Here is a 7,118-nt window from a genome sequence, read left to right as displayed (position 1 = left end):
GTCGGTGCCGTTGCAGGCCCACAGCCAGGCGTCCTGACTGTTGGCGTAGGTGTGCATGTCAAGGCATTTGCCGCTGCCGGTGTTCTTCAACTGAGCGCGTGCGCTCCGCCCCCGCCCGGTTTTCCGGATGAGGCCCCGCGGGGTCCTCCGCCGTCTACAGCGCGACGCCCAGCAGCGCGTCGACGGCGCGCGACACCAGGCCGGGCGCGCCCGTGTCCGTACCGCCCCTCTCGTGCTGGAGGGCGGCCCAGCGGTCGACCGCGGCGAGCGCGGCCGGGGCGTCCAGGTCGTCGGCGAGGGCGTCGCGGATCTCCTCCACCAGCGCGTCGGCGGACGGGCCGTCGGGCCGGGAGACGGCCGAGCGCCAGCGGCCGAGGCGGGCGACGGCGTCCCGGAGCACCTGGTCGGTCCACTCCCAGTCGGAGCGGTAGTGGTGGGCGAGCAGCGACAGGCGGATGGCGGCGGGATCGACGCCCTCGCGCCGCAGCCGGGAGACGAAGACCAGGTTGCCCTTGGACTTGGACATCTTCTCGCCGTCGAGGCCGACCATGCCGGCGTGCACGTACGCCCGGGCCATGGGGAACTCGCCGGTGAGCGCCTGGGCGTGCGAGGCGCCCATCTCGTGGTGCGGGAAGACGAGGTCGGAGCCGCCGCCCTGGACGTCGAAGCCCATGCCGAGGTGGTCGAGGGCGATGGCCACGCACTCGATGTGCCAGCCGGGCCGGCCGCGGCCGAGGGAACCGCCGTCCCAGCTCGGCTCGCCGTCGCGGGCCGCCATCCAGAGCATGGGGTCGAGCGGGTTCTTCTTGCCCGGCCGGTCCGGGTCGCCGCCGCGCTCGGCGGACAGCAGCCGCATCGCGGCGGCGTCCAGGTGCGAGACCTTGCCGAAGTGGGGGTCTGACTCGACGGAGAAGTAGATGTCGCCCTCGAGTTCGTAGGCGGCGCCGAGGTCCCGCAGCCGCTCCACGAGCGGCACGATGCCGGGTATGGCCTCCACGGCGCCTATGTACTGCCGGGGCGGAAGCATGCGCAGCGCCGTCATGTCCTCGCGGAAGAGAGCGGTCTCCTTCTCTGCGAGGGCGCTCCAGTCGACGCCGTCGCGCTCGGCCCGCGCCAGCAGCGGGTCGTCGACGTCGGTGACGTTCTGGACGTAGTGGACCTGCCGCTTGGTGTCGAGCCACACGCGCTGCACGAGGTCGAACGCGTTGTAGGTCGCCGCGTGTCCCATGTGGGTGGCGTCATACGGCGTGATACCGCAGACGTAGATACGGGCGACGGGACCGGGGTCGAGGGTGACGAGGCCGCCGGTCGCGGTGTCGTGGATCCTCAGGTCGCGGCCCTGACCAGGCAGGGCGGGGACCTCGGAAGCGGGCCAGGCATGCATGTCATGAGCCTAACCGGAGCACGGTCGCGCCCACGAACCGGACCGGACGGGATGGCCGGGAACGCCTTCTTGCGCGAAACCGCCCGCTGTGCTGCGGCAACGCCGGGCCCCGAGGGGAGGCCGGGCACGCCCCGCGGCAGGCCCTATACCGGCGGCCAGGGGATCGCCGGCCACTGCCCGCCCGGCTCCGGATGCCGGCCGGAGGCCAGCAGCGCCTCGACCCGCGCGCGTGTGGCGCCGATCTCGGCGGGGGTGATCAGTCCGGCCAGCCGGGCCGCCAGGGCGCCGCCGTCCGCCAGCGCTTCCCGCAATCCGCCGAGCACGGCGACCGCCTCGTCGGTGAGGGGTTCCCCGGCCCAGCCCCACAGCAGCGTCCGCAGCTTGTCCTCGGCGTGGAAGGTGACCCCGTGGTCGATGCCGTACAGCCGCCCCGCACCGTCGGGCAGCAGGTGCCCGCCCTTGCGGTCGGCGTTGTTGATCACGGCGTCGAGCACGGCGAGACGCCGCAGACGCTCGTCGTCGGCGTGCACCAGCAGCGCGGTGCGCCCCTCACCAACCTCGGCGAGCCCGATCGCCTTCCATCCCGGCCCCGGCTCCTCCCCCTCCACCAGGGCGAGCAGTTCCGCGTCCGGCGCCGCCTCGATCCACAGCTGGCACATGCCCTCGCCGTAGGGCCCCTCCCGCAGCACGGTGGGCGGGACCAGCCCCCAGCCGGTGGCCTCGGACACCTCGTAGGCGGCGACCTCCCGCCCGGCCAGGGTGCCGTCGGGGAAGTCCCACAGGGGGCGCTCCCCCGCGATCGGCTTGTAGACGCAGGCGGCCCGCCGCCCCTCGTACGTCACCGTGCAGTACAGCGCCGCGTTGGACGCCTCACGGATGCGTCCGCGGACGGTCAACTCGCCCCGGGCGAGCAGGTCGGCGGCCGGTGCCCCGGCCGTCACGCCCCGCGGCGGTATCCGTTCTGGCGCGGACATACGTGTCCTTCCGGGTCGAGCGGGAGGCTGCACAGCGGGCACGGCGGCCGCCCGGCGTTGACGACGTCGAGGGCTCGCTTGGCGAAGGCTCTGGCCTGCGCGCCGGTGAGCCGGACCCGCAGCATCGGGGGCCCGTTCTCCTCGTCCTGGAGAAGCCGCTCCTCGGCCTCGGCGAGGTCCTCCTCGGAGTCGGCGTCGAGCTCGACGAGGGCCTGCGCCTCGACGATCATGCGCTGTTCCTCGCCGTCCCAGGCCAGCGCCATGGTGCCGACCCGGAACTCCTCCTCGATGGGGGTGTCCAGCGGGGCGGTGTCGGCGATCTCCGCTGGGGCGACGGCGGGAACGGCGGCGCTGCCGCCGCTGCGCCGCACGACCTCGTCCAAGAGCTCGTCCATGCGTTCGGCGAGCGCGGCGACCTGGGTCTTCTCCAGGGCCACGCTGGTCACCCGGGAGCCGGCGGAGGCCTGGAGGAAGAACGTACGGCGCCCGGGCAGTCCGACCGTACCGGCCACGAAGCGCTCCGGCTGGTCGTAGAGGAACACCTGACGGGACACGTCCTGTCTCCATTGAATGTCGTGGCGAAAAGGCGGATCGGCGTGATGGAACGGGGGTGGATCGTGACGGAAGCCGTGGGACGGCACTGCTGCGACCGCTTCACCCTACTGCGGCCGACGATCACGGTGCGCCCGCACCACCCCCGACGGTCGCGTCGTCGTCCGGCGGCTCCTCGCGCGGCGCCAGGGAGGCGAAGTCGCCGGTGTCGCCGAGACGGACCAGGAAGGGCCGCAGCCGGGTGTAGCGGATCGCCGTGATGGAACACGGTTCGACGGCGATCCGCTGGAAGAGGTCGAGATGGAGCCCGAGCGCGTCCGCGACGAGCGACTTGATGATGTCCCCGTGCGAGCACATGAGGTACACGGCGTCGGCGCCGTGGTCGCGCTCCACGCGCGCGTTCCACTCGCGCACCGCCTCCGCGGCGCGGGTCTGCATCGCGCGCATCGACTCGCCGCCGGGGAAGGCGGCCGCCGAGGGGCGCGCCTGCACCACTTCCATCAGCGGCTCGTCCTTGAGCTCGTCGAGCTTGCGGCCGGACCAGTCGCCGTAGTCGCATTCCCCGATCCGCTCGTCGGTGTGCGGGCGCAGCCCGGGGCGGGCGTCGAGCAGCGGCCGGACGGTCTCCCGGCAGCGCTCCAGCGGGCTGGTGACGATCTCGGCGATCGGCAGCCCGGCCAGCCGCCCCGGCAGGGCGGCGGCCTGCGCGGCGCCGCGTTCGTCGAGGGGGACACCGGGCATCCGGCCGGCGAGCAGCCCCTCGGTGTTGGCGGTGGAACGTCCGTGCCTGACCAGGATCAACGTGGGCATGCGGCCAGGGTAGGCGTAAGGAACGGCGCGGTGGCGCCGGGGCGAGGGGAGAACACGTTCGGTGATCGTCGACTGCGCCATCTACCGGGACGGGCGGCGCCGCGAGGGGCCTGCGGACTTCTCCGACGCGCTCGGCGAGGCACGGGCCGCGGGCGGATTCGTCTGGGTCGGGCTGCACGAGCCGACCGCGGAGGAGTTCGAGCTGGTCACGCAGGAGTTCGCGCTGCATCCACTGGCCGTGGAGGACGCCCTGAAGGCGCACCAGCGGCCCAAGCTGGAGGTGTACGAGGACTCGCTGTTCATGGTCGTCAAGCCGGTCGTGTACGACGCGGCCAGCGACATCGTCTCCTCCGGCGAGGTCATGATCTTCCTGGGGGACGCGTTCGTGGTCACGGTCCGCCACGGCGAGGGCGCCCCGCTGACGGCGGTCCGGCACCGGCTGGAGCGGGAGCCCGAGCTGCTCGGCAAGGGCCCCACCGCGGTGCTGTACGCGATCGCCGACGCCGCCGTCGACCACTACCTGGACGTGGCGACCGAGCTCCAGGCCGATCTGGAGGGGCTGGAGACGGAGGTCTTCTCGCCGGACGACGGCGGCTCGCGCCACACCGCCTCGCGGATCTACGACTTCAAGCGCCAGATCCTGGAGTTCCGCCGCGCCGTCGGCCCGCTGGCGCCGCCGCTGTCCCGGCTGGCGGGCACGGGCCCGTTCGGCGGGTCGGTGCGGGTGCCGTTCGTGGACGACACCGCGCGGCCCTTCTTCCGTGACGTCCACGACCACCTCACGCGGGTGAACGAGTCGGTGGAGGGCCTGGACCGGCTGGTCTCGGACATCCTGTCGGCGCACCTGGCGCAGATGAGCGTCCGGCAGAACGACGACATGCGGAAGATCTCCGCGTGGGCGGCCATGGCCGCGATCCCCACGATGATGGCGGGGATCTACGGCATGAACTTCGAGCACATGCCGGAACTGCGCTGGGTGTGGTCCTATCCGGCGCTGATCGCGCTGATGGCCGTACTGGAGGTGCTGGTGTACCGGCTGTTCAAGCGGCGGGGGTGGCTGTGAGGGGCGTGCCCGGCGGTCAGGCGGGCTCGGGCGCCGCGGCGGCCGGGCCGCCCAGCGCGTCGCGCCGCGCCGGCATCCGCAGGGTCACCATCCGGCGCCAGCCGCCCAGCCGCTCGTAGAGGTACACCGCGCGGATGCCCGCCGCGAGCGCCGCCGACCTCGCCCCGGACCAGCCGAGGATGCGTCCCATGCGGGCCATCACGGCGAGGCTGACGTCCCGGTGGACACGGATCTCGGCGAGCGCGCACTCCCGCAGCGCGCGCCGGATGAACCGGCCGTGTCCGGCGGCGGCGAAGCGGAGCAGCTCCTCATGGGCGTAGGCGAGGTGGCTTTCCTCGTCGTGGGAGATCATCGTGACGGCCCTGCCGATGTCGGGGTGGTCGGCGAAGTACTTCCGCAACATCCCCATCTGGCCGGCCGCGCGCTGCTCGGTGACCCTGCTGTGCGCCAGGTAGGTGATGACGTCGCGCACCGTCAGCGGCCGGTCCGCCTTGAGCTTGTCGTGCGCCAGGCCGATGCCGTGCCGCTCCAGGAGCATCGTGTAGTCGGTCTCCGGGGGCACCGGCACGGGTTCCAGGCCGCGCTTGTTCAGCAGGGCGCGGAAGATGCGCCCGTGCTTGTCCTCGTCGGCGCCGTGCCGGGTGATCTTGGGGGCGAGCGCGCGTTCGCTCTCCGGCACCAAGGCGGCGATGCGCCCGTTCTCCCAGCCGCCCTGCGACTCCCCGCTGGCCGCGATGGAGCAGAACAGACGGAACGACTCGTCGTGGTCGAGGATCTCCTGGAACAGGCTCTTCGCCGAAAGCATCGGGGGCACCTCTCTGCCGCTGCTCCGCCTCCGCGGGGTCCCGCGCGGGTTCCGCGAAGAACGAGTCAAGTGCGTGACCCGGGGCCGGGGCAACCGAAGTGCCGGGCGGCTCCGCCGAACGGGGGACGGCCGGGGGTGGGAGAGGGCGTAACCAGGCGGGCCGGGGCGCGTTGTTCCGCGTGACGGCCGTGGCGGGGAAGACCCCCGAGCCCCCACCACGGCCGTAGAACTTCCCGCCGGGTTCTCCGCCGGACATCAAGTGATCCCGGGATGGAACGCGGACGGGCCCGGCCCCGCGTTCCCCCGGCGGGACGCGGGTCAGGCGAGGCCGGCGCGCTCCAGGGCCTCGGCCCCGGCGCGGAGGGCGGCGATCCGCTCCTCCCGCGTGAAGCCCGCCGGGGCGAGCGAGAGCGTGGTCACCCCGGCCGCCGCGTAGGACTTCATCCGGTCCGCGATCCGGTCCACGGACCCCAGCAGCGTCGTCCGGTCGATCAGCTCGTGCGGTACGGCCGCCGCGGCGCCCTGCTTGTCGCCCGACAGGTACTTCTCCTGGATCTCGGCGGCGGCCCGCTCGTACCCCATGCGCCGGGCGAGGCGGTTGTAGAAGTTCTGCTCGGGGCTGCCCATGCCGCCGACGTACAGCGCGGTGTACGGGCGGAAGGTGTCGGCGAGCGCGGCCACGTCCTTGTCGTCGCCGAGGGCCAGCGGCAGGGTCGGGCACACGTCGAACCCGTCCAGGGTCTTGCCGGCCTTCTCGCGCCCGGCCCGCAGATGGCGGATCGCCGTCTCCTCCAGGTGCTCGGCCGACGGGAAGATGAGCAGGGCGCCGTCGGCGATCTCGCCGGTCTGCTCCAGGTTCTTCGGCCCGATCGCGGCGATGTACAGCGGGATGTGCTCCCGCTGCGGGTGCACGGTCAGCTTGATCGGCTTGCCGGGGCCGCCGGGCAGGGGCAGCGTCCAGTGCTCGCCCTCGTACGTCAGCCGCTCCCGCGTCATCGCCCTGCGCACGATGTCGACGTACTCGCGGGTCCGCGAGAGCGGCTTGTCGAACTTCACGCCGTACCAGCCCTCGGAGACCTGCGGGCCGGAGACGCCGAGGCCGAGCCGGAAACGGCCGCCCGAGAGGGAGTCCAGGGTGGCGGCGGTCATCGCGGTCATCGCGGGCTGGCGGGCCGGGATCTGGAAGATGGCCGAGCCGACGTCGATGCGCTCGGTCCGGGCGGCGACCCACGCCAGTACGGTGGCCGCGTCGGAGCCGTACGCCTCGGCCGCCCAGCAGACGGCGTAGCCGAGCCGGTCGGCCTCCTGGGCGACGGCGAGGTTGTCCGCGTCCATTCCGGCGCCCCAGTAGCCGAGGTTGATCCCGAGCTGCATGGCCGATTCCCCTTACCGATCAGTAACGTCCGTTGGGGCCCGACCTTAGCGCGGCCTCGGCGCGGGCGTCAGCAACGGGCGCCGGTCCTGGCGCGGGGAGAGCGCGGAGCGGCGGTGAACGGCCGCCGTGGGGGGAAACGGTTGTCCACAGGCCCC

General features: G+C 73.1%; 7 protein-coding genes. 1 reads left to right on the top strand and 6 read right to left on the bottom strand.

Annotated features, from left to right (window positions below; all coding sequences use genetic code 11):
* Positions 1–154: 154 nt before the first annotated feature.
* The 4 genes from mshC to AB0L74_RS27880 form a co-directional block, all read right to left on the bottom strand.
* Complete coding sequence (gene mshC, locus AB0L74_RS27895) at positions 155–1,384, bottom strand: cysteine--1-D-myo-inosityl 2-amino-2-deoxy-alpha-D-glucopyranoside ligase (RefSeq protein WP_365658058.1); 1,230 nt, start codon at positions 1,382–1,384, stop codon at positions 155–157.
* 143 nt (positions 1,385–1,527) lie between these two features.
* On the bottom strand, positions 1,528–2,358 hold the full coding sequence (locus AB0L74_RS27890; RefSeq protein WP_365658055.1) for an SCO1664 family protein: 831 nt from the start codon (positions 2,356–2,358) through the stop codon (positions 1,528–1,530).
* Positions 2,322–2,912, bottom strand: a complete 591-nt coding sequence (locus tag AB0L74_RS27885; RefSeq protein ID WP_029386795.1) for a DUF3090 domain-containing protein — start codon at positions 2,910–2,912, stop codon at positions 2,322–2,324. Before AB0L74_RS27885 ends, AB0L74_RS27890 begins: the two co-directional genes overlap by 37 nt.
* A 121-nt stretch (positions 2,913–3,033) precedes the next feature.
* Positions 3,034–3,720, bottom strand: coding sequence for a histidine phosphatase family protein (locus AB0L74_RS27880; RefSeq protein WP_365658051.1), 687 nt, complete (start codon positions 3,718–3,720; stop codon positions 3,034–3,036).
* Between the two features lie 61 nt (positions 3,721–3,781).
* On the opposite strand from AB0L74_RS27880, the gene corA reads away from it, so the two are divergent.
* A complete protein-coding gene (corA, locus tag AB0L74_RS27875) occupies positions 3,782–4,783 on the top strand; it encodes a magnesium/cobalt transporter CorA (RefSeq protein WP_365658048.1) in 1,002 nt (333 codons plus the stop codon).
* Positions 4,784–4,799: 16 nt separating this feature from the next.
* On the opposite strand, the gene AB0L74_RS27870 is transcribed toward corA, so the two are convergent.
* Positions 4,800–5,588, bottom strand: a complete 789-nt coding sequence (locus tag AB0L74_RS27870) for a ferritin-like domain-containing protein (RefSeq protein WP_365658045.1) — start codon at positions 5,586–5,588, stop codon at positions 4,800–4,802.
* Between the two features lie 318 nt (positions 5,589–5,906).
* Positions 5,907–6,962 (bottom strand): LLM class F420-dependent oxidoreductase, encoded by a 1,056-nt coding sequence (locus AB0L74_RS27865; RefSeq protein ID WP_365658043.1) that lies wholly within the window; start codon positions 6,960–6,962, stop codon positions 5,907–5,909.
* Between the last annotated feature and the right edge of the window lie 156 nt (positions 6,963–7,118).

This window comes from Streptomyces sp. NPDC052020 (assembly GCF_040680575.1).
Taxonomy (GTDB): domain Bacteria; phylum Actinomycetota; class Actinomycetes; order Streptomycetales; family Streptomycetaceae; genus Streptomyces.
This window is presented reverse-complemented; position numbering and strand designations above follow the sequence as displayed.